Origin of the sequence: Mesorhizobium sp. M2A.F.Ca.ET.046.03.2.1 (genome assembly GCF_003952425.1) — a bacterium.
Classification (GTDB): domain Bacteria; phylum Pseudomonadota; class Alphaproteobacteria; order Rhizobiales; family Rhizobiaceae; genus Mesorhizobium.
The window spans coordinates 1,717,944-1,739,125 of sequence record NZ_CP034449.1 but is presented as its reverse complement, the minus strand read 5'-3'; the positions used below and the strand labels follow the sequence as shown (position 1 = coordinate 1,739,125).

The 21,182-nt window shown below is 64.2% G+C and carries 15 protein-coding genes; 3 read left to right on the top strand and 12 right to left on the bottom strand.

What is annotated here, in order from left to right; genetic code table 11:
- Nucleotides 1-111 precede the first annotated feature (111 nt).
- The 3 genes from tssM (EJ072_RS08345) to tagH all read right to left on the bottom strand — a co-directional run bounded on the left by tssM (EJ072_RS08345) (nucleotide 112) and on the right by tagH (nucleotide 6,554).
- Complete coding sequence (tssM, locus tag EJ072_RS08345) at nucleotides 112-3,642, bottom strand: type VI secretion system membrane subunit TssM (RefSeq protein WP_189343252.1); 3,531 nt, start codon at nucleotides 3,640-3,642, stop codon at nucleotides 112-114.
- Nucleotides 3,642-5,174: a type VI secretion system protein TssL, long form gene (gene tssL, locus EJ072_RS08340; protein WP_126079283.1), complete on the bottom strand. Its 1,533-nt coding sequence runs from the start codon at nucleotides 5,172-5,174 to the stop codon at nucleotides 3,642-3,644. Before tssL ends, tssM (EJ072_RS08345) begins: the two co-directional genes overlap by 1 nt.
- 297 nt (nucleotides 5,175-5,471) lie before the next feature.
- Nucleotides 5,472-6,554: a type VI secretion system-associated FHA domain protein TagH gene (gene tagH / locus EJ072_RS08335; RefSeq protein WP_126079282.1), complete on the bottom strand. Its 1,083-nt coding sequence runs from the start codon at nucleotides 6,552-6,554 to the stop codon at nucleotides 5,472-5,474.
- Between the two features lie 308 nt (nucleotides 6,555-6,862).
- On the opposite strand from tagH, the gene tssI reads away from it, so the two are divergent.
- Genes tssI through EJ072_RS08320 form a run of 3 tightly spaced genes read left to right on the top strand, consistent with a single transcriptional unit; the run spans nucleotide 6,863 to nucleotide 9,967 of the window.
- On the top strand, nucleotides 6,863-9,187 hold the full coding sequence (gene tssI / locus EJ072_RS08330; RefSeq protein ID WP_126079281.1) for a type VI secretion system tip protein VgrG: 2,325 nt from the start codon (nucleotides 6,863-6,865) through the stop codon (nucleotides 9,185-9,187).
- A gap of 10 nt (nucleotides 9,188-9,197) precedes the next feature.
- Complete coding sequence (locus EJ072_RS08325) at nucleotides 9,198-9,620, top strand: DUF6484 domain-containing protein (RefSeq protein ID WP_126079280.1); 423 nt, start codon at nucleotides 9,198-9,200, stop codon at nucleotides 9,618-9,620.
- Nucleotides 9,617-9,967, top strand: a complete 351-nt coding sequence (locus EJ072_RS08320; RefSeq protein WP_126079279.1) for a hypothetical protein — start codon at nucleotides 9,617-9,619, stop codon at nucleotides 9,965-9,967. The genes EJ072_RS08325 and EJ072_RS08320 overlap by 4 nt, the downstream gene beginning before the upstream one ends.
- On the opposite strand, the gene EJ072_RS08315 is transcribed toward EJ072_RS08320, so the two are convergent.
- Genes EJ072_RS08315 through tssJ form a run of 9 tightly spaced genes read right to left on the bottom strand, consistent with a single transcriptional unit; the run spans nucleotide 9,964 to nucleotide 21,179 of the window.
- Nucleotides 9,964-10,887, bottom strand: coding sequence for a hypothetical protein (locus tag EJ072_RS08315; RefSeq protein ID WP_126079278.1), 924 nt, complete (start codon nucleotides 10,885-10,887; stop codon nucleotides 9,964-9,966). The two genes, EJ072_RS08320 and EJ072_RS08315, sit on opposite strands and share 4 nt — an antisense overlap.
- Nucleotides 10,887-11,834, bottom strand: a complete 948-nt coding sequence (locus tag EJ072_RS08310) for a DUF4150 domain-containing protein (RefSeq protein WP_126079277.1) — start codon at nucleotides 11,832-11,834, stop codon at nucleotides 10,887-10,889. The genes EJ072_RS08315 and EJ072_RS08310 overlap by 1 nt, the downstream gene beginning before the upstream one ends.
- Nucleotides 11,834-12,856 (bottom strand): 3-oxoacyl-ACP synthase, encoded by a 1,023-nt coding sequence (locus EJ072_RS08305; RefSeq protein ID WP_126079276.1) that lies wholly within the window; start codon nucleotides 12,854-12,856, stop codon nucleotides 11,834-11,836. The genes EJ072_RS08310 and EJ072_RS08305 overlap by 1 nt, the downstream gene beginning before the upstream one ends.
- Nucleotides 12,853-13,956 carry a DUF2169 domain-containing protein gene (locus tag EJ072_RS08300; protein WP_126079275.1) on the bottom strand — a complete coding sequence of 368 codons (1,104 nt, stop codon included), beginning with the start codon at nucleotides 13,954-13,956 and terminating at the stop codon, nucleotides 12,853-12,855. The genes EJ072_RS08305 and EJ072_RS08300 overlap by 4 nt, the downstream gene beginning before the upstream one ends.
- Complete coding sequence (gene tagF / locus EJ072_RS08295) at nucleotides 13,956-14,498, bottom strand: type VI secretion system-associated protein TagF (RefSeq protein WP_126079274.1); 543 nt, start codon at nucleotides 14,496-14,498, stop codon at nucleotides 13,956-13,958. The genes EJ072_RS08300 and tagF overlap by 1 nt, the downstream gene beginning before the upstream one ends.
- Nucleotides 14,480-18,022: a type VI secretion system membrane subunit TssM gene (gene tssM / locus EJ072_RS08290; RefSeq protein WP_126079273.1), complete on the bottom strand. Its 3,543-nt coding sequence runs from the start codon at nucleotides 18,020-18,022 to the stop codon at nucleotides 14,480-14,482. The genes tagF and tssM (EJ072_RS08290) overlap by 19 nt, the downstream gene beginning before the upstream one ends.
- Nucleotide 18,023: 1 nt before the next feature.
- Entirely contained in the window at nucleotides 18,024-19,352 is a 1,329-nt protein-coding gene (gene icmH / locus EJ072_RS08285; RefSeq protein WP_126079272.1) for a type IVB secretion system protein IcmH/DotU, read from the bottom strand.
- 4 nt (nucleotides 19,353-19,356) lie between these two features.
- Entirely contained in the window at nucleotides 19,357-20,691 is a 1,335-nt protein-coding gene (tssK, locus tag EJ072_RS08280; protein WP_126062712.1) for a type VI secretion system baseplate subunit TssK, read from the bottom strand.
- A gap of 35 nt (nucleotides 20,692-20,726) precedes the next feature.
- Nucleotides 20,727-21,179, bottom strand: a complete 453-nt coding sequence (gene tssJ, locus EJ072_RS08275) for a type VI secretion system lipoprotein TssJ (RefSeq protein ID WP_040985738.1) — start codon at nucleotides 21,177-21,179, stop codon at nucleotides 20,727-20,729.
- Nucleotides 21,180-21,182 lie beyond the last annotated feature (3 nt).

The following is a 21,182-nucleotide window of genomic DNA, read 5'->3' as shown; positions in this document are numbered from 1 at the left end:
ACCAAGCGCTCAGCGAGCGTCCTCTGTGACCAGCCATGGGCCGCGTGCCCACGCCACTCTGCCACAAGCGGGTACATTAGAGTATCGAAATGAAGCCCCGATCTGGCCATCTCAAAACGCCTTCGGACAGCTGAAGCCTGACAAGGCTGGCAGGACGAGGGGGTTGGCCCCAGAGCCCGCCTGGATCGTGTAGGCGACATCGCGTCCACCGATCACGAAACGCGCCTCGGTGCTGGCGCCGTCGCCGGTGATGGTCGCCTTGTCGAACAGTCGCTTCAACGCCCACGGCCCCTCGAATTTGAGCGCGGACTCGCGTCCCGGCATTTCCGGTATGAGGCTGAGGCTCGCCGATCCGGACGCGGCGCCGCTCGGCCATGTCACGATGCTCGGTGCGTTGCCGGCCTGGGCGCTCTGCACTGTCTGCCCGTCCACGTTGAGCACCGCGCTGTCGGCTTCGCTGTTCAGCGAGGTGGGTGTGAAGGTGATCGACACCAACGGCGTCGACCCGCCCGACGGGAAGAAGGCGGCGCGGATTTCCGCCGCCGCCTGGAACGCCTTCAGGGCCGATTTCGCCAGATCCTTGCTGTAGCGCGCATTCTGCTTCCAGCTCCATTCCTGGCCGGTCATGTCGATCAGCGGCGCAAGGTTTTGCGCGAAGAAGCGGTCCATCAGGCCTCCAGGCGCAAACAGCTTGGCGAAATCCGCCATCGAGATGTCCTCGCTGCTGTCGCGGGCGAACGGATATCGGCCGTTGACAGCCTCCTCGCAAGGGCGCGTCACCGTCTGGTCGAGGGTCTGGTTGAGATTGGCGATCGAGGTCTCCGCGACATTGCCCTCGAATTCGTCCGCCGCCGCGTTGACCATGCGCGCCAGCGGCTTGGGAAGGCGCGAGACATTGGCGCGCAAGGTCGAGATCTGCAGCTGCAGATTGGCGTTGACGCGTTCGGTCTGTGTGGGGACATCGGCCGCGAGCTTCAGGCTCTGAAAAATGTCGTGGAAGTTCTGCGTAAGCGCATCCAACGGCCGGCGCCCGGGGTTGCCGCTGACCAAAGCCTGGAACGAGCGGAACTGCGCCTCGACGCTCGCGCCGGCGTTCTGCGCAACGGCCGAGCTTGCGCCCGCCCGGCTCTGCGACTTGCCGCCGGCGATCTGCAGGCCGATGCGGGCGAGGCCCTTGGCCATGCTCGCGGGATCCGGCTCAGCCGTCCCGGTGTCGCCCTCGCCGGCACTGTCGCCCTTGGTCAACGCGGTCTCATTGGCGATCGCCGTGAACAGCTGGTCGAGAGGCGAGTCCGGCGCGGCGAGGGCGGAAAGCGCGAGATATTGCGGCTTGTCCTTCAGCATCGCCTTGAGTTTCAGCTGGTCGAGCACGCCGTTCCAGGCGGCGGCGAATTCCTTGCCGTAGCGGTCAACGAGTTCGGGACCGAGCTTGGGCAGGTCCTGGTCGATACCGCCCTGTTCGCCGCCGCCGCCGAGCACCCACCGGTCGTCGACGAGCATCTGCGCGATGCGCGACAGCTGCGGCAGGAAAAAGCGATTGAACCCGGCGCGCGTGTAGAGGCCGGGAACCTTAAGGTCCGCAAGCTCGCTGCCGTCGATGCGTTCGAACAACAGCTGCGCTTCCGGACCGGCTTTCGCGGCGACGGAGAAATCCTGCAGCCTTGCGGCGTAGACTGCCGACTTGATCTGCGCCGAGGCGCGGTCGGCAAGACTCATACGTCCGAGCGAGCGCTGCGCGGCCTCGACCAGCGGCTGGTTGAGCGCGAAGGCTGGATCGTAGGCGTCGTCGAGCGCAAGCATGGCGCGCAGATGCTTTTCGAGCTGCGCGCGTCCCTCGCGGTTGTTCTCGCCCGGATAGCGGTTCTCCTCCCAGTCCTGCTTCATCCACGAGACGATCAGCTCGTCGTCGACCTTGGGCGCCTTGCCGCCCAGCATCAGGTAGATCTTGAGCGGCTCATAGAGCGCTATCGGATCGGCCATCCTGGCCTGGATCGTCCGCTCTGCCTGCACCAGCAGCCGCGAGCGGAAGCTTCGTTCAAGCGCTTGCCGATAGGCGGTCTTGGAGGCCGACAGCAGCCTCTCGCGCTGGCTGAGCCCGAACGTCTCCTCGATCGGCTTTCCCTGGTCGCCGTTTTCGAAGCCGGCCGGCAGGTTGCGCAACTGGTCGAGCGAGCCGATGACGTTTTCGAGGTCGACGTCGGTCACCGTCGTGCTCTTCAGCAGGCTGTCGGCGCTGTCGCGATAATGCGCCATAGCCTGCCTTGTGGAGGCGATCAGCTCTCTGTTGGCGAAGAAGCTGAGGCCCAGCACGCCGAGCGCCGCCAAGGCCGCCAGCGCGATCGCGGCAAGGCCGCCGAACCTGGCGAGCCGGATGCGGCGCTCGGCCGCCCTATCGAACGAGACCCAGCCCGATTCCGGGAAGATCACCTTGGCCAGCAGGTCGTGCAGGAAGAAGCTCTTGCCGGCGCCGGAAAGGTGCGCTTGCGAAGCGCTGCCGAAACTGCGGCCGATCGCGCCCAGCACCTGGTCGAAGGGCGTCCCTTCCTGCGTGCCCGACGAGAAATAGAGCCCGCGCAGGCTGACATTGACCTGGCTGCGCGATGTGTCGAACAGGCTGCCGATGAACTGCGTTATCCGGTTCTTCAGCGCGCCGAACTGCGCCGGGAAGCCGAACAGCGCGATCCGGGCCACTGGGTCTGCCTCTTCCTGCAGGCGGTCGGCGACCTCTTCTGCGAGCCGTTTCGCCAGCCCGTCGAATTCCGCCGGCGCTTCGCCAGCCATGTTCCTGGTGCGGTCGGCGGTCTGGAACGTCGCGCCCCACACCTTGCGCCGGCGCGCCTCGTCGAAATCGCCGAAGTAATCCATGAAGCCGGCGACGAGATCGGCCTTGGTGAAGAGCAGATAGACCGGGAACTGGATCTTGAGCGTCTCGTGCAATTCGCGCAGGCGGCTTCTGATCTCGGCGACATGCCCGTCGAGCTGCCGGTCGTCGAAGCCGATGAGATCCGAGAGGCTTATGGCGAGGATGACGCCGTTGATCGGTTGCCTGGTGCGCTGCTTCTTGAGCAATCCCAAGAACGCCAGCCAGCTTGCCTTGTCGCGCTCGCGGTCCGACTCCTGCGTCGTGTAGCGGCCGGCCGTATCGATCAGCACCGCCTCGTCGGTGAACCACCAGTCGCAGGACCGCGTGCCACCGACGCCGGCCACCGGCTGCGCGCTGCCGGAGCCGGCAAGCGGGAATTTCAGCCCGGAATTGACCAGCGCCGTCGTCTTGCCGGCGCCGGGCGGGCCGATGATGATGTACCAGGGGATGTCATAGAGGAAATTGCGCTTACCGCTCGTCCGCTTCAGCGTCGCGATGGCTTCGCTCATGCGTGCTTCGAGCACCTGGGAATCGTCGTTGCGTTCATCGCTGCGCGCGATGGCCGCTTCGAGCGCCTTCTGCGCCTTCCGCCGCTGCCAGAAGCGGATCCCGTAGAACAGCGCGAGCGCCGCAACGGTGACGCCGATGATCGTGGCCCTCAGCCACACTGGACCAAGCGGGCGCGTATCGGCGAAGCGGATCAGCGGTCCGGCATACCAGATCGCCGCCGAGAAACCGGCGAGCGCAGCCAGGCTGAAGATCCGCCGCATCCAGCGCATCAGCCGCCGTTCTCCGCCGCGCTGGTCTGCAAAATCTCCTGTTTCGGGATCATCACGTCGACGCGGCGGTTCTTGGCACGGCCGTCCGCCGTGCCATTGTCGGCGATCGGTTCGTCCTCGCCCTTGCCGTCGGCACTGAGCCGCGACGGATCCTTCACCTGCTTGGCCATCATCGCCTGCACGGCCTTGGCGCGAGCGACCGAGAGGTCGAAATTCGATTTGAACGTGCTGGACTTCTTCGGTTTCACATTGTCGGTGTGTCCAATGATGTTGATCGGTCCAGGCTCAGCATCGAGCACGGTGGCGATATCGGCCGCGACCGGCTGGAACTGCGGCTTCGGCTCCGCCTGGCCGGGCGCGAACAGAAGCTGGTTGTTGATCTCGATGACGATGAACGCGCCCTTCTCGCCGACGCTCAGTCCGCCGCCGGCGATCTCCTTGGCAAGGGCGGCGCGGACACGGTCGATCTGGGCGGTGTCCGGAACCGCTGGCGGCGGCGGGGCGGCTTGCGCCGGCTCAGTGGGCGCCGCCACGCTGGCGCGCTCGATGGTGACGGGCGTCGAGGGGTTGAGCGCCAGCAACTCTCCCGCCGTCGCGTCGCCTTCATCGGTGATCAGCACCCGCAGCCCGAAGAAGGCCGCCGTGACCAGCGTCGCCGCGGCGGCCGCGACCGCCCAGAGCGGCAGCCGCGCCCTCGGCTTCGGCAGCGCCGCCGCCATGCCTTGCCAGTGGGGCGAGATGTCTTCGCCGGCGCGCGGCTTGAAGTAGCGCAGCGTGTCGTAGACGTCGCGCCGGACGCGTTCGAGCGTATCCCGTTCCTTGGCCAGCCCGCGATACTGGCCCTCGAACCCCAGCGACAGGCAGGCATGCATCAGTTCGAGCAGGTCGTAATGCGCTTCCGGCGTGGCGAGGATGTTGTTGAGGGCTTCGTAGAAACCGGCGCCGGTCGGTTGGGTCTGAAAGAACCGTGCCATCAGGGCGTGCTGAAGCCAACTGTCCTTGCTTGGCCAGGGCAGATTGCCGACAAGGTCGTCGGCGGTTTCGCAAAGCGCGAATTTGGCGATCCGTGCGTCTTCCTCGGCCACGCCTGCCTTCGCGATAGCAAGGTCGAAGGTCTCGATCGCGTCGGCGATATGCTCCGCCAAGGGTGCGGCTTGTCGGTCGACCGGCATCAGTCGCAATTGACCGAGAAGCATCAGCAGCGGTGCCGCCGCGGCAAGGATCGGGTTGGCGGCAGCGTATTTCACGCCGGAGGCGGCATCGAGCAAGGCATCCTGCTGCACGCCCGGCGCCGCATTCGCTGCGGTGCCCGGAGTTGGCCCTTGGAAGAGCACGGTTCCGGACGACCAGCCGGTAGGTATCTGCCGGCCGCCACCGGGATCGAACACCGTCGCTTCGCGGGAAGGCGATAGGGCTGGCCGCACGCTTTCGGGACCGGGCTTCTCCGCAGCCGCAAGCGGTCTCTGCTTCGGTCGCGGCGCGCGGATGACGGTCTTGTCCACCGGCCCGGAGGGGTGGTCCTTCGAGCTCATCGGCGGCCCCCCGCCTTCAAGCCGCAAGGGGCATGTTTTCGGCTGGGGAAACGCGTTTCAGGCTGAACCTCGGCGGCGGGCCGCTTGGAAAGGCTCATCTCGCCGAAACATGACATTGCTGCACACGCCCCAAGCCTCGCCGCCTTGCCCGCCGGGCTGGCGTCCTTGTGCATTCTAGTCGCCCGGATACCCAATTGAAACGGGCCGCCGATTGAAATCCGGAAGCAAGATGCTCGAAGCGGCCGCTTCTTCTATGAGGCCCGTCACATACGGCCGGCGTGGTCCGTGCCTGTACGGCTATTTCTGCTTGTCGGCCTTGGCGTAGGCTTCGGCGAAATAGGCGAGGAAGACATCCAGCATGCCGTTCTCATGCTTGTCTTCCATCGCCCGCCATGTCGCGACGAGCGCATCCCAGGCCTGGCTCTTCCTGGACGAGAAGGACGCAGGCGGAATTTTCTTCGCGATCGCCTCCGGCGACAGGTCGTCGAGCAGCCGCGACAGCGCCGCCTGCATGGCGGCATAGGTTGCGATCTCATGGGCCTTCAGGTCGCGGAACGCATCCTCGATGCTGCGCCTGGCATCGAGATAGCCCGCCCTGCGCTTAGCGAACATGATCTCCAATATGTCGTCGGTGCCCGGCACGAATTTCAGCGGGTTGTTGTCCTCGGCGCCGATCATCGTGCGGTTCGCGCTCTTGGCGAGCACCTTCGCCGCCGCGCGCGCCTTGAGCAGCAGGGACAGTTGCTCGACCGTGGTTCTCAGCACCGCGCCGATCTCGGCCGCGACGTCGTGAGGATCGCGCGACTGCAGCAAGTCTGGAGCGATGCCCGCCGCCCTGGCGATTTCTCGCAACATCGCATCCGCTTCCGCGGGCCGGTTGGCCGGGACTGCCGGCCCCGGCTGTTGCAACGCCGAGGATGTCGAGACGGGCGCCGGCCCGGACGGTCGCTGCTCCGCCGGATTGAGGAACGGTTCATGGCCGGGATCCAGCGGCCGGCCAGTCGAGGGCGGCAGCTCGCGCTGCGTCGATCCGGTCCTGGTCTGCGGATGTCCGGTCGCGGCTCTCTCGTCTTCGATCGAAACGCCGACGACATAGCGGCCGATCAGCAGCCGGTCGCCCTGTGCCAGCCGGTGCGGCCCGGCCATGCGCTGGCTGGAGCCGTTGACGAAAGTGCCGTTGCGCGAGAGGTCGTAGAGCCAGAACGAACCCGCCTGGAAGCGGACCTCGCAATGGCGGCCCGAGATGAACTTGTCCGGATCGGACAATGTCCAGTCGCAATTCTCGCGGCCGATCTCGAAGCTGCGGTCGCGGGCGGCATAGCTGGCGGCGGTGCCGGCCGGCAGCCTGTCGACATTGCTGATCTGGAGAGAGATGAACATCCGGAAGCGTCGCCGAACTTGGTCAACAAATGCTTATCTGTCGCGCAATTCCGGGCGGAAAACCATTGAGCGCCGTTCCGGAATTGCTCTGCTATTCTAGCAGCTTGCAAGCCGAGCGGGAGAGGAGCGTTTCACATCGGCGCGTGGGCGCGCTTTAGCCATCGCTATTATTTGGCCTCCCTCAAACATGTGCTAGGCTGACGCGGATACGGTGCGGTGAACTCGAACGCTCCCGAACGTGATGCAGTTAATAGAGCGGGGGTTTCAAACCATCACACTGGCGGCCGCGTCGAGGAGGGGCACGACCCATGCCGAACGAACGTGCCACGGTTGTACAGACGCCGGCTGGCTCCGACCTGACCTTCACTCATCTCATCGGCCGCGATGAGATCAGTCGCTGCTTCGCCTATACCGTCGGCTTCGTCTCGAAGAACCGCGACATCGACCCGCTGAAGATGCTGGGCGGCGTCGTTTCGGTCGAGGGCGAGTCCGATCCGAAGCGCTGGTTCAGCGGCCTCGTGTCGGATTTCAAGCTGACCCGCATCGAGGATCGGCTGGCTTTCTACGAGGCGACCGTCAGGCCGTGGCTCTGGTTCCTCGGCAACACCACCGATTGCCGCATCTTCCAGAACATGACGGCGGTGGAGATCGTCGAGAAGATCTTCTCGAAATATGGCATCGCCAAATTCGAGAAGCGGCTGCAGGGCTCCTATCCCCAGCGCGAATATTGCGTGCAGTATGACGAGAGCGATCTCGATTTCGTACAGCGGCTGCTCGAGCACGAAGGCATCTTCTATTTCTTCGAGCATGACGAGGGCAAGCACACGCTCATCCTCTGCGACGCGATGAGCAAGCTGAAGCCGGCGCCCGGTTACGAGAAGGTGCTTTACAACTTCGAGGGCCAGGCCTCGCGGCGCGATGTCGAATACATCACCGAATGGATACCTGGCAGCGCGGTGCGGCCGGGCGCCTATGCCCACACCGACTATGATTTCGAGAAGCCCGGCGCCGACCTGATGGCGAAATCCGCCCAGCCTTTCGCCCACAAGGAAGCGTCCGGCGAGAACTATCGCCAGCCAGGCGCGCATCTCGATGTCGGGCGCGGCGACAAGATCGCCGGAATCCGCCGCGAGGAGCTTCAGGCCGTGCACCAGCACAGCACGGCCGTGGGCACGATACGCGGCCTTTTTTCCGGCTGCAAGTTCACGCTGGAGAGCTTTCCGCGCGACGACCAGAACCAGGACTATCTTGTGGTCAGCGCCGAATACCGGCTGTTCGACCCGGGCTACCGGACCCAGAACGAGGCCCACAACGAGAATTTCAAGGTGGTGCTGGGCGTGGCTCCCACCAAATTGCCCTATCGCCCGCCGCGCATCACGCCGCGGCCGATCATGCGCGGCCCGCAGACGGCAACGGTGGTCGGCCCCTCGGGCGAGGAAATCTTCACCGACAAATATGCCCGCGTGAAGGTGCAGTTCCATTGGGACAGGCTCGGCAAGAAGGACCAGAACTCATCCTGCTTCGTGCGCGTCTCGCAGACCTGGGCCGGCAGCAACTGGGGCTTCATCCAGATCCCGCGCATCGGCCAGGAGGTCATCGTCGATTTCATCGAGGGCGACCCGGATCTGCCGATAATTACCGGCCGCGTCTACAACGCCTCGCAGATGCCGCCCTACGGGCTGCCGGGCAACGCCACGCAATCCGGATGGAAGTCGAATTCCTCGAAGGGTGGCGGCGGCTACAACGAGCTGATGTTCGAGGACAAGGCCGGCTCCGAGCTGGTCAACTTCCAGGCCCAGAAGGACCACCATTTGCTGATCAAGCACGACCGCAACAAGACGGTCCAGCACGACCAGTCCGACCGCATAGACCACGACGCCAAGCATTCCGTCGGCCACGACCTCGACGAAGACGTCGGCAACAACAAGACGGTCAAGATAGGCGTCGACCAGACGACGAATATCGGCAGCAACGACACCGAGACGGTGGGCAAGGACCGCTCGCTGACGGTGATGGCGAATGAGACGATCCACGTCGTTTCGAATTCGACCGAGAACATCGATGCGAACCATTCGCAGACGGTGGGGCTCAATCAGACAGTCACGGTGGGCGTGGCGCGCGTCGATACGGTGGGAGCGGCTGAGGCGAGGACCGTTGGGGCGTCTCAGACTAATACGATCGGCGTGTCACGATCCGTCAGTGTCGGCACGAATCAGAGTCACGATGTCGGTTCTGCGGATAGCTGGAACATCGGGGCGGCCCAAACCGTCAATGTTGGAGCCGATCAGAGTTTCACCGTCGGAGGGGCACACACTTCACAGATAGGCAAAGGACGCGATTCCAAAATTGCCGAGGATGACGCCACCGAGGTCGGAGGTGCGCGTTCCCTTAAAATCGCCAAAGGTAGCTTGGTGGAGGTTGGGGAGGACGGTGCCATTAAGATCGGCAAGGACCTGCTTATTGAGGCCGGCGACTCCATTGTGATCAAGTGCGGGTCTGCGGCAATCTCAATGAAGAAAGACGGAACTATCAATATCGAGGGCAAGGATATCTCGGTAAAGGGCTCCGGCAAGATCAACGTGAAGGCGTCAAGCGACATCACGATGAAGGGTTCGGAGATAAAACAGAACTGAGGGCGGCTGGATGACCAAGACCCGAAAGCGGATCGATGGGGTGGTGATAGGAGTGTTTCTGGGTTTCGACGACGAAGCGCCGCTCGTTGTATTCCCAGGCAATGCGAGCGAGACCGCTGTGAGGGCGCGAAGCCTGTCCGAAATCAACTCCCAAATGGTCGGTTCCGAAGTTGCGCTATTGTTTGAAGAGGGGGACGTTCGTCGGCCCTTAATCGTCGGACGTATTGTGGAGCCAAGCCGCAAGCCACAATTGCACGTCATACGCGACAGCAAAGAAGTCAAGATCGTAGGAGAAGAGCGGGTAGAACTTCGCTGTGGCAAAGCCACGATCATCATGGAGAAAGATGGCCATATCACCATCCGCGGCACTTATGTTACGAGCCACGCCAGCGCCGCAAATCGTATCCGTGGCGGCTCGGTGAATCTGAATTGATGGCAGCGCCAGTCCTGCGCGATATTGTCCGACAGCACGCCGAAATGGCGGCTTTCCTTTGGACGATTTACGACCATCACCTGCTTAATCCCGACGAAAATCCGGAGATGGACGAAGTACGTCTTGCCCGCCTGGTCGAACGGTTGGATGCGCATCTTGATGGTCTGCGGGTTGCCGGAGATCAGGGCAGAAAAATTGCGCAGGAGCGCTATGAGGAATTCCCTGAAGCCGGAGAACTCTTCGTGTTACGCATGCTGGCTGCCTCAAAGCCGATCCAGATTGTGGATTTGGACCTCATCAAAGTGAGGCAATATCTGGCGGTGACGCTGAGGCGGAAACGGCTTTAGCGATAGTTGCTCATGTCGACCGTTCGCAGAAAGATGTTGCCGTCATAGCCCAATTCGAAGCCGGACCACTCAGTGCCGTCGAACAAGAAGAATTCGTGCCACCCCGCGACAACAAGAAACTCCTCGGTCGCCGACATCGTAAAGCCTTGCTCCGTTTCCAGCAGCGGCACGAGTTGATGTCCCTTCTGCACGGAAACGCCATAGCTCGTGTCGGACCAATATCTTTTGCCGCGAAATTCGCAAATGTCGTAGTAGTCGACCTCGTCAGCTTTGAGGGCAATCAACTGGCTGTCGCGCAACTCGTAAGCCGCTCCGTTTGCGCCGCCAATATATACCTCACCTTGGGAGCCAGCTAGGACGGTCTTGAAGTTGTCCTCGACGCCCAAATCGATACGATCCCAGCGCCGCCCGTTGAGTCTCAGGAGAATCCCTCGGTCGCCGACGCAATAGATTGGCTGATTCTTGCGGCCATGGATATCGTTGAGCACAGCCTGCTCAAAGGTATCCAACTGACTCCATTGGCCACGCTCATGCACATAGCTTACGCCAAGATCGCCGATCGCAAAGACCCGGTCGCGCGATAGGCCCCACAGGCGCGTCAGCGCGCCTTCGGGCAGTTCCTCGCGTGATGCCGAGTCCGGCGGAAGGTCGTGGATGATCCCTCCAAGCTCAAGCGCAATATGGTCTTGCGGGCCGAAACTGATATGCGAGCGGATTGCGTCCTCGATCTGGAGTCGTGCATTGAAGCGGATGGTTCGCCCCATCTCGATTTCCAGGAGATAGGACCGGCTGAATTCGTCATCGGGGTCGCTCAACTCGAAACTGGCGCTGAAACGACTGCCACCGTGGTGGAAGCCGTCCACGGCCTGCACATCGATTTCTTCCGGGTCAAAGTCGGCTATGGTTTCGGGCTCACGCATCACTTCTTCCTTATCGGCTTGTTCAGCAACTCGGCGTGGGTTGGCTTGGGCGCCCTTGCGCAATCAACGAGGTAGTCGAGAAGCACGAGCTTCAGGCATTCGAGTGCATCCTTCTTTTCTTGTTTGGTGCAGCTCTGCAGCTTCTCGTGATGGTCACCAACTGCCTGCTGCACCTCCTTGATAGCATCGCCCAAAGTCGGACTGCGCTTCTTCTTCAGGAAATCGCGAACCCTCTTTGTTTTTTTGTGGTGCGGCGAGTCGCGTTTCGATCCAGATCCGGACTTGCGATAACCAGTCTTGGTCTTCTTATAAGATTCCATGCAGATGCACGGCGCGGTGTCGACATCGTAATTGCCCCAGCCAGAATAATTCTGGCCGCCGCGACTCCTCTGGAACATTTGATTCTCGAAGCAGTGCTCGGACTCCGTTGGATGCGCGCAATCAGAATCCTTGTGTTGATGGACGTAAATCCCGACATTGTTCAATATTGTTGCGCAATCCTGCCCGTTGACGGTTATGGCCGCTGTATGAGGCCAGGTGACCGTGTTTCCGGTTGGCGATGCATGGTTGTTGGTGGCCAGATCCGTCATGCGTATGACAGGTTCGCCATCGAATTTCACATCGTTGGACCATGAGTTGAAATAGCCCTTTCCTGTATTTTTTGAGGTGATGACGCCTTTCTTCGCGGCGCAGCCGGCTTCCGTGCCGGATGTTCTGGACAGGTCGGATTTGTTCTTGATGTTGACGGTCTTGCCGCCGATCTTGACAGTGCCGGTGCCTTGCTCAGTGTCGCTCGCCATTCCAAAGCTGGGATAGGGGATGGGTACTCCAGGCGGAGTCGCGGGATTTTCCGGTGGTGTGAAGCAGACGTCCGGGAATGCGGCGATGGTCTGGGCGTTCACAGCCTTGCCGGAGATTTCGAGGCCGTTGGCGAACACTCCACCCATTATGCTGCCCTCGATGCCACGATGGCTGCCCCGCAGGCGCCGGCATCGTTCGATGCCTCGATCAAGACCGGATTGCCAGCAGCATAGCCCTTGCGCGCGGCCGTGAAGGCCATGCCGAGCATCAGCGGCACCACGGCTGCGCCGACATTGCCGAGAGATTCCCCGGGTGACCAGATATCTTGAAACTCATGTCTTCCCCGTAGCAAGCGCAGGCTGGCCAGCGCGCTTTGCTTGAACCAGTACTGCTCTCCTACGAGGTCGGCTATCCGGTACCCGAGGCGGTTCATTTCGATCCCGGTTTCCTCAAACGCCGCGCGGTAGGCGGCCGTCATGCCGTCGGCTCGAAATGGCAGATCCTCGGCGTTGTAGATTGATGCATTTTCACGTGACAGCCCGAGACCGAACAATCGAATTCCTCTCTGTTGGCCTTGCGTGCAGATAATGGCGGCCGCCGCCTCGCCAGGTATGAACCCGTTAGGATTTTGAGCGGTTAGGAGTCGGTTGCGCGAAAGATAGTGGGCGACTGTCTGGCTTGTCAGATAGCTATCGACACCAGCAATCATCACATAAGGCACCTCGCCTGACGCCAGCAGCCGGCGTGCATGATCCAATGCGACAACGCCTGAGGGTCGCCCGTGCGCTATTGTTCTGGAACTTGGGTGCGGTTCCAACTCGACGATTTCGGCAATGCGCCGGATCAAGACGGAATTGTCGCTGACTGCCCGGCCCGGCCGGTCTCCCTCAGGAAGGCAGAGGATCAACGCAGTTTGGCCGCGCGCCTCCGGTATACGTTCGAACGCTTCGCAAATGGCACCGGCCGCTAGATGCGCCATGCGTCTGTCGCCGACCCAGTTGCGAGGAAGCGTTATCGGAGCACCGGTCAGCCATTCGCCAGCCGCGCCCCTGATTCGCGTTTGCTGGAATCCGTCAACCCGTGCCCGCATTGCCGCGCAGGCCGATGGCGCGTCGAGGCCGACAGCTGTGACCATGCCGATGGAAACGATATCGAGCTTCGCACTCATGCAGCTTTGCTCTCTTGTGCTGGGACGATGCGGTTGATGCGGATGTATCGTTTTCCCTTGTTCCTTGCTCTCAGCATTGCTGGCGTCGGCGGCCCAACCCAGCACTCCGAGAAATCCAGGATGGTCCGCTGGATGCGCTGCGAGACACGCCAGACCAGTGAGAAACGCCGATTCTCAGTATCGAGAAGGACTGTGTCTGGAAGTACGTCGGCCGCGTAAGCTATCTCCCTGCCCTTAAACAATGTCATCTGTAACGCGGTAGACGGCAGCCGAAAGCTGACGCGCTCCTCGGGCGTCAGGTTCATCAGCACCACTTCCTCGCCGCCGCGCGGGTGGTCGATTTGCTGGTCCCGCGGCGCCATCTGGAAATAGCGCTCGTCGAAATCCTCAGGCAAGAACGGGAAGACGTTGTCGATCCAATTCTGGTCATACGTTCCGCCATATTCGATGCGGCCGGGCCAGCCGCGGCCCATCGGCCCGAAGCTCATCGGCTTGTAGTCTCCGAAGGGTGAGCGGATTTCCTCGTCGATTGCCTGCGTATTAGGTAGCCGCAGGCCCGGAATGAGGCGCTGGTTCCTGGTGCGCGACCAGCCGGTGCCGACCGGGTTGTGCTTGTAGCTGGCGGGCAACTGGTCCTCGGGGTCGAGCCGGTCGACGCCGCCCCAGGCTACGTCGTAGGAAATCGGCAACTTCAGGAAGGGCTGCGGCGCCGTGGCGGTGAACACCGGTCCTATAGCCCGCCACTCACGGTGCCCGACGACTTCGAAAAGCTTCGACCAGTTGCCGATCTTGATGCCGACCGGCACGCGCTCGGCTGGGCGCCCTCCCGGCGCATAGGCGCAGCCATTGGCGATGACATCGCAGCGCGGCTTACGGAAGGCGAAATCCGTCTCCCACAGCGTCGCCGAATAGCCCGGCACGCCGGTGTGCGTGTCGGCCATCACCAGCGGCACCTGCTCGGCCGATTTTTGCACCAGCCCGCCCGGTTTCGTCGGGAAATCAAAGGTGCCCTTCACCACCACCACCAGCCACTCGTGGCCGGCCTTGTCCATGCCCATGGTGAACTGGTGCGGATAGCCCATCTGGTTCCAGATCTGCATCAGCTGGTCTCCCAGCTTGCGGCGAAGATCTGCTCGAGCGTCGCTTGCGGCGCCTGCGGATCGATGTCGAAGACATCCGTATGCGCCGTCCACGCCACGAAGCCGTCGATGACATCGCCCTCGCCGTCGACAGGCGGAACGGACAGGGCCGCAAGCACCGCGTCCAGTTCGTCGGGTGTCAGCTCTCCGCGCTGCGCGGCCAGCGCCGCATTCTCGATCCCTTCGAACCACGCGTCTGCATAAGCCAGCTTGAGGGGTGCTTCGGACAGCCTTGCGACGACGCTGAGCGGGAACCGCCTGCCGACTCGGTCGGCGCTCTGCAGCACGATACCCGCCGAGGCACCGAAGGAGCCGGGGCCGGCCAGGAAGCGCAGCGCCGTGCCCATTGGCCAGGTCTCGAGCCCGAACAACGGCACGATGTGCTGCGCCAGCCAGCGGTCCCACACACGCACGAAATCGCCCGGCAGCCGCCGCGTCACGAAGTCGCCGGCGGCAGGCATCTTGCCGTAGCAGCCGGGCAGGGTCAGATCTGCGGCGGACATGTGAACTTCTTGAACATCTCTAACGTGTAGGGGTTCTCGACGCTGGCCGCCTTGAGCTCGAAATCGGCCCACATCCCCTTGGTGCCGAGCCGCAGGCTGTAGACGTCGGTGAGCTTGGTCGCGTTGAAGCGGCCGCCGCGCAGCATTCTCAGCCACGCCCAACTGCCGGTTTCGTTGAGCATCACTTCTGGCGAGCCGTCGACCGGCTGGAAGGCGAGCGAGATTACGCCTGTGCCGTCCTTGCCTGGCCACGTCATCGGCTGCGGCCTCGTCGCGTTGTTGTAATAGACGAGGTTCTGGCCATCGAGGTTGAGCGTCACCCGCGCCACGTTGGGCGACAGGTCCTTCGGCTCCAGCGTGAAATTCATCACTGGCCCGGTGCCGCCGGGGAACAGGTCGTCGCGGATGTGACGCGCCTGCTCGAAGGCTGCCAGCGCCGCTGGATCGAGGCCGAAATCGGCGCGCCATTTCCACGGCTCGCTGGCGGTGTCGACATAGTTGATCAGATGGTCGTTGGTGAAGGCATCGATCAGGCCGGTCGGCCCGAACAGCCGCTGGAAGTCGCGCACATTGACGTCGACGGCGCTCTCCGGGCTGAACGGATAGCGGTTGTTGAGCGCCGCCTGGCAGAAGGGCAGGATGTCGGCGCGCCAGATGGCGTTGAGCTCGTTGGTGACGGCCTTCTGCGACAGGCCGCTGGTGTCGCCGGCAATGCCGCCCAGCCAGTCGTTGATCGGCGAGGGCAGGATCTGCGCCTGCCTCGCCACTGCGCCCGTCAGTTCGGCCAGCCCACCCTGCTTCTTGATGGCATCCTGCGGATCGGGGTTGGCGGTCACGGTCTGCAGCACATTGGACAGCGCCGTCAGCGCCACGACGGCGGCATCGAGCGCCGGCGGCTGGCCGTCGACCTGCGCGATCGTGCCCTTGAGCGGCTTGAAATGCTCGGCCACCAGGCTGCCGGTCATGTCGACCTGATCGGCCGAGCCGGCGCGCGGCAGCAACTTCGCTCCCGTCTTCACCACCTTGCCCAGTTTGCCGAGCTTGCTCAAAAGCTTCGAGCCGGTCTTGGCGGCGCCGCCGCTCTTGTCGTCGGCCGCCGCGTCGTCGGAGCGGGTGAGGTCCGTCTCCTGCACCACGGCCGTCAACAGGCGCTTCAATGCCGAGTCGGCGCTGGACAGATCCTTGAGGTTCTCGCTGGCGACATTGAGGTCGGTCAGCGGCGCAAGCCGCATGTCGCGCAGGAAGGAATCCCACTGCGCGATATAGTCGTCGTAATAGAGCTTCAGGATATCTTCCGACAGCGCCGACACCGACGTCTCCGAATTCTCCGAACAGCCGCCGGCAAACACGGCGCGGTCGAGCGCTGCCTGGCCGGCGACATCCTCGACCCGGTCGAGAACGGCGTCATGGAAACCGGCATAGGTATAGGGGCCTGGAACGCCGACGCGCAGCGTCTTGTCGGAGCGGCGCGCGAACACCTTGGCGCCGTTCGGTCCGGCGAAATTGGCCGGCACCCATTCCTTGACCGCCGCCACTTCCGGGTCGGCCAGAAGCTGCTTATAGGCGCGCTCCGGCAGCGAGATCGTGCACACCGTCTTCAGCGCCTCGGCGACCAGTTCCTTGTCCGGGGCGATATAGCTGTCGTCGACCGCCATGCGGCGGATCGCGGCAAGCTGGTGCTCTTCGGCGTCCGCGGTGGGGAAGGGCGGCGCGGGCGCGAATTGCGGCAGGCTGTTCACCCACCAGTTCTGCACGAAATCGGTGTCCATCTGCGACAGGCCGGTCATCATGCGGTAGGTCTTCAGCGCGCCGAGCATGAAATCCGGGTCGCGGATCTGCCGCCACATCGTGGCTTCGAGCAGCGCGACCATATGCGGCTCCAGCACGTTGCGCAGCGCATGGTCGTAAGTGTCGGTCTGCGCCCGCACCAGCTCAGCCGAAGCGGTTGGGCCGAGCAGATTGTGGACGGCATCCGGCGGCGCGGTTCTCGCCGCCGCCACCGCGTCCATCGCCGCCAGCGCGCCGTCCATGGTCGGCTGCTCGACCGCGGCCGGCATGGCGGCGACGTCGGTCAGCGGCTGCTGCAAAGCCTCGAACTGGCCCGCCTGTTCGGTGATCGCATTGCGGTTGTCGAGATAGGACCAGGTGAACAGCCCGCCGGCGAGCAGCGCCGCGAGCGCGCAGGCCGCTGCCGCGCCGCGCCAGATCCAGGCGCGGCGACGCTGCGCCAGCGGATCGAACGTGCCGAGGCCGGCCTCCTTGAAGATCACTTCGGTAAGCAGATTGCGCAGGAAGAAGCTGCGCTTCTCGACGCGCGCCGCCGCCATGGCGCGACGCGGCGGCAGTCCGAAGGATGACGACAGCGCCGCGGTCAACCGGTCGATCGGCGCGCCTTCCTGTGTCGCCGAGGTCAGATAGAGGCCGCGCAGCCAGGCGGCTTCCTCGTAGCGGCTCTCGCCGAACATCGCCTCGACCAGCACCTGGATCGGCTCGGACAGGCTCGCCAGCTGCGCCGGGAAACGGAAGATCTCGGCGCGCTGGCCAAGCTTGTCCTCGTCTTCCAGCCGCGGCACCAGCCGCCGCTCCAGCTCGGCGGCGAGCCTGGCGAGCTCCGTCTGGATGGTGCCAGCGTTGACGCGGGCGTCGAGCGGAAAAGTCGTCCCCCACACCTGCTCGCGCGCCGTCGTCGACAGACCGCCGAAGAAGGCTTCGAAGCCTTTGATCAGGTCGGCCTTGGTCAGCATCAGGTAGACGGGCAGGCGGATCTCCAGCCGGTCGTTCAGCTCCGCCAGCCGGCGGCGGATTTTGCGGCCATGCGCCTTGATCGCCTCGTCGCCCTCCGACAGCGCGTCGATCGACAGTGCGACGATGACGCCGTTCAGCGCGCGGCGGCCCCGGTGCTTCTTCAACAGGTCGAGGAAGCCCAGCCATTCCGTCGCGTCGACATCCGGCTGGCTCTCCTGCTGGACATAGCGGCCGGCGGTGTCGATCAGCACCGCGTTCTCGGAAAAGAACCAGTCGCAATTGCGCGTGCCGCCGACGCCCTGCAGATCGTCGGTGAGGTCGATCGGGAAATTGAGTCCCGACTGGCGCAAGGCCGTGGTCTTGCCGGTGGCCGGCGGACCGACGATCACATACCAGGGCATCTCGCGCAGAAATTTCCGGCCGCCGAGCTTGCGCCGCTTGAGCTCGGCCATCACCTCGCCGAACTTGGCGCCGACGGCCGCGACGCTCTCCTCTCCAGGCGTGAGCTGCTTTTCCTGAACAGGCGCCGCGATCTCGGCGACGAACATGCGGTTGGCGCGGATCGCGCGGCGCTGCGCGATGATCAGCCAGATCAGCCACAGGATGATCAGCCCGGCGATGATGGCGATGCGCACATTCTCGGACTCGAACGGCGCGTAAGGGCCGACCTGCACGATCGGCCCGAACACCCAGATCAGCAGTGAAAGCAGCGCGATGCCGATCAGCGTCCACAGGAAACGCGATGTGATGACAGCCCAGAGGAAGCGCAGGATGAACATCTCAGAGCCTCTTCTCGACCAACACCTCGACGCGCCGGTTGAGCGCGCGGCCTTCCCGAGTGGAATTGTCGGCCACCGGATCGGTTTCGGCGCGACCCTCGGATGAGATGCTCTCCGGCGGCACGCCGGCTTGCACCAGAAGCTTGGCTATGGTCTCGGCGCGCGCTTCCGACAGGCGCTGGTTGCTGGCAAGCGGGTTCGACTTCTGCAGGCGCACATTGTCGGTATGGCCGACGACCGTGATCTTTCCGATCAGCTCCTTGTTGTCGAGGATAACCTTGGCGATCGACGCGATCAGCGGCTCGTAACCCTCGGTCAGCGTCGGCCGCGACGACTGGAACAGCTCGGGATTGGAGGATTGGATGATGAGCTTCGCCAGCGAGACGCTCTCGGTGCCGCTGAGCGCGCCTTTGAGGTCATCCGGCGCCGCGGCCTTGAACTCGGGCAGCAGCGCGAAATCGACCGGCTGCGGCGCTTCGGGTTCAGGAGCATCCTGCTTGGGCGCGGCGCGGGTGACGTCGCCGCGCGAGGCCGGCGGCAGCGTGCGCACCAGCGCGGAAAGCTCGACCGCCTGGCTGCTCAGGCCCATCGACAGGCCGACATAAGCGGCAGCGGCGACGACAATCGCGGCGAGCGCCATCACCCAGATCGGCACGATGAAACGCTGCGGCTCGTCGGAGGCGATCACGCCTTTCCAGTTCGGCGACAGCGGCGAATCCTCGGCATCCGCATTGCGCAAGAAGCGCGCCGCGGCTACCCGCACGGCGTTGAGCGAACGGTCGCCGGCGCGGCCGGGCACCCGGTATTTGCCGCGGAAGCCGAGCGCCAGGCAGTAATATTGCAGCTCCAGCATCTCGCGGTCGCGGTTGGGATGCCGCTCCAGCTCGTCGAGCCGCGTGAAGAACTGGGTGCCGGCATCGACGTCGCCGCGCAGCATGACCACAAGCGGCTGGCGCGGCCAGGCGCTGGCGCCGCCCCATGGCGTGTTGAGTGCGAGATCATCGAGCAGCGCCGCCACGGCCCAGGCCGCCTGGTCCGCGCGCTCCAGCGATGAGCCCGCGGCAACAGCGGCGTCGCGCGCCCGCACCAGCTCGTCGAGCAGGCGCGTGCGCATCACTTCCGGGTTCTCCGGCGCCAGCGCGCTTTCGAGCTCCGGCGCGAATTCGAGCAGCGGGGCGAAGATATTGATCAGCGTGTTGGGATGGGCGCGCGCCCGCTTGACCGGCGCGCCCGGCGCCAGCGGTGCCATCGGCCGGGGCGCCGCACCGGTCAGCCGGATGCGTGTGCGCTCGCGATCCTCCGACAGTCCGAAGGGATCATCCCGGCTCATGGCCTCACCTGTTCACCGAATAGCAGTCGACCTGCGGCTCGCTCGGCAGCACGCCGGAAACGCCGATGACGAAGCCCGGCGCGTCGAGCAGCGAGGCCCAATGCTCGCTCTTCTGGTCGAGCTCCAGGCACAGCCGGTCGCCGTCATAGGGGATCTCGCGCGGCTGCGAATGCAGCGGCTTCAGCGGAATGCCGGGCAGGCGTGACTTCCACAGGCCCTCGAACTGGTCGGCCGAGCCGACCGTCGCCTGGTTGACGAAGATCTTGCGCAGTGCGTCTTCCGAAAGCTCGGAGCCGACGCGGATGACGATGCGGCTGGCGACCAGCAGCTTCGGGTTGTCGATGCGCACCTTCCAGACATTGGTCGCGTGTCGCATGACTGGAAGCGCGCGCGATTTCGGCTCGATGTAGCGCAGGCTGAGGATCAGCGAACGCAAGGCGTCGGCCAGCGCCATATAGGCGGGGCCGGGCGCCATGTGGTCGTAGGCCGGCAACTCGCCGAGCCGCCGCGAGCTCGAGCCGTAGGTGGCCATCTCGCCGGCGAGGCCGGCAAGTTCGAGATAGAGCTCGGCCGGATGGAAGACGTCCTGCGCCAGCATATGCGCCAGCCGCGGCCGCGCGGCATTGGCGAGGTGCAGCATCAAAAGGTCCTCGACGCTGCGGCCGGCCCCGCCCATCACCATCTTGCCATGCGCCTCGGCGATCTGGTCGAGGCCGGTGACGACCTCCTGCAGCAATTGCCGGTACCAGTGCACGGCGCCGGTGATCAGCGTCGGCGGCAGGAAGGACTGGTCGAGCGAGACGCCGCCATCGGCGCGCACGCCCGTGATATCGGCGATCGGCAAGGCGGTATAGCCGCCGACCGATTTGCCGGGCGCCAGCAGCACCGCTTGCGGCCGGGCGATCTCGATTTCTTCCGGATCGGCGCCGCCCTGCACGGCGTCGCGCACCGGGACGATCTTGCCGTGGTAGCGCGCGCCCGTCGATTGAGCATGCGCCGGATCGAATCCGACGCCGCCGGGCGGCTCCAGCGGCAGCGCCACCAGCACCGGCCCGGCGCCGGTGTCGGCCGTGACCGGCAGCGGCTTCGGCGCATCCATCAGCTCCGGGATGGAGAAGGGCGTGCCGTCCGGGAAGATGCCCCGGGCGGATACGATCGACACTTGGCCGGCGTCGAGCAGCGACTGGTCGAGCGTCAGCTGCTGGAAGCCGAACGTATGGAGCTGGCCCGCCTGCAAGGCGCCGCGCACCATCCCCTCGAAGAACCGGTCCTGCTGCTGGAAATGCTGGGTCCTCAAGAAGAGTCCCTCGGACCACAGCACCCTGTTTGCGTCGCTCATGCTGCCACTCTCTGCACTGCCCTGTTGACGCTTCGCTAGGCGGATATGCCGCCTTTGCCGAGGCTGACATTGATGGTGAATTTCGACCCCGGCGAAACCGACTTGGTCGTGCGCCAGTTGCGTCCGCCGGGTTCGCGGATCAGCGCGACGAAGCCGAGCGCCGTGGCGTTCGGCTCGACCGTGATGGTCTTGGCCGCCGTCTTGCCCGGCGCGACCGAGATCGCGTCCGAGCCGATCAGGTCGGCGCCCAGCGCCGAGCCGGCATCGCCCTGCAGCGCGAAATAATCGGCCGAGTTGAACTTGCCGGTGCTGGCAAGCCGCATCACCAGAACCGTCACCGGCCGGTCGCCGCCGCCCGGTCCCGGATTCATGCCGGCGCCGCCGGTCACGTTGACCGAGATCACCGATGGTTTCGGCGGGCCGCTCTGGCAAGCCGCAAGCAGCCCCGTCGCGCCGAGAGCAACGATGAATTCGCGTCTGTCGATCATGTC